Origin of the sequence: Vibrio sp. YT-17 (assembly GCF_033337375.1) — a bacterium.
GTDB classification, from domain to species: domain Bacteria; phylum Pseudomonadota; class Gammaproteobacteria; order Enterobacterales; family Vibrionaceae; genus Vibrio; species Vibrio alginolyticus.
This window is the reverse complement of the sequence record NZ_JAWOQP010000216.1, coordinates 1-1,017: the sequence shown is the minus strand read 5'-3', so window position 1 is coordinate 1,017 and position 1,017 is coordinate 1. Positions and strand designations below refer to the sequence as shown.

Genomic DNA, 1,017 nt, shown 5'->3' with positions numbered 1-1,017 from the left:
CTCCTTTTTTATGTCCTGTACCACGACAAGTGCTTTAGCCTAATAGCTCCGGATTCACACCAAATCCCGTTTTGTGCTCTTCTATCACCACTTCACTTCGCGTCTGAATAACACCCGGTAGCGTGCCTAGCTTACTCGACATGAACTCTTGATACGCTTTCATGTTCTTCACTCGGACTTTAATCATGGTGTCGAAGTCACCAGAGAGCGAATAACACTCTTCGATTTCTGGCATCAATTCCACCGCTTTGGCAAACTTTTCAAAAATCGAGAAGCTGGTTTGATCCAAACGAATATGAATGAACACCTGAACATCCAATCCTAATTTTTCAGCATTCAACTCGGCATGATAACCATTGATATAGCCTTCTTTCTCAAGCCTTTTGACGCGATCTGAGCACGGCGACGTGGTTAAGTTAATCTGCTTCGCCAGTTCGACGACGGGAATTCGCCCGCGTGAATGAAGCACTCTCAAAATATGCAGATCAATCCTGTCTAATTGGTAGCCCATCAACAAATACTTGTAACAACTCAGGGAGCTTTACATTAATCGTTACCGTTATGTTTGCAAACTAACAAATGAACAACGTGTGAATTCCGCTTAGTTTTAACGTTTGCTTAGCACAAAAAGCCATCATCAACCTAAAAACACATCCTAGTTGTTAACATAGGTTTATAAATAACAAAGGTACTCACACGGCTTTTATAAGAGAAAAATCGGTGTGAATGAAAAAGTGAAACGATGAACTTTGCAGAGAATAAAGTGAGCTATAAACAGAAGAAATGAGCCAAATAGTAAGGCAATAATAGGAAAAATTATTGAGGAAAAAGCAATGTTAACCTTACAACTGGCGTATAAACCGTTTGGTGTTGGCGAATGGACATACACCACGGTTTCTCACGAAGTCGCAAAGTTTTTAGCACGTGAATACGCATCTTATGGCTGGCCAGTGATGATCGACGGATCGCCCTACTCCAACGAAGAACCTTTAGCAGCGTAACGTTAAACTACAGAGC

At 41.4% G+C, this 1,017-nt stretch carries 2 protein-coding genes; one reads left to right on the top strand and one right to left on the bottom strand.

Features of this window, described 5'->3' with window-relative positions; all coding sequences use genetic code 11:
• Positions 1-34: 34 nt before the first annotated feature.
• Positions 35-511, bottom strand: coding sequence for an Lrp/AsnC family transcriptional regulator (locus tag R7F67_RS25040; protein WP_080535396.1), 477 nt, complete (start codon positions 509-511; stop codon positions 35-37).
• A 322-nt stretch (positions 512-833) separates the two neighbouring features.
• Here R7F67_RS25040 and R7F67_RS25035 point away from each other — a divergent pair, with 322 nt between their 5' ends.
• Positions 834-1,001 carry a hypothetical protein gene (locus R7F67_RS25035; RefSeq protein WP_005466428.1) on the top strand — a complete coding sequence of 56 codons (168 nt, stop codon included), beginning with the start codon at positions 834-836 and terminating at the stop codon, positions 999-1,001.
• The last annotated feature ends 16 nt before the right edge of the window (positions 1,002-1,017 follow it).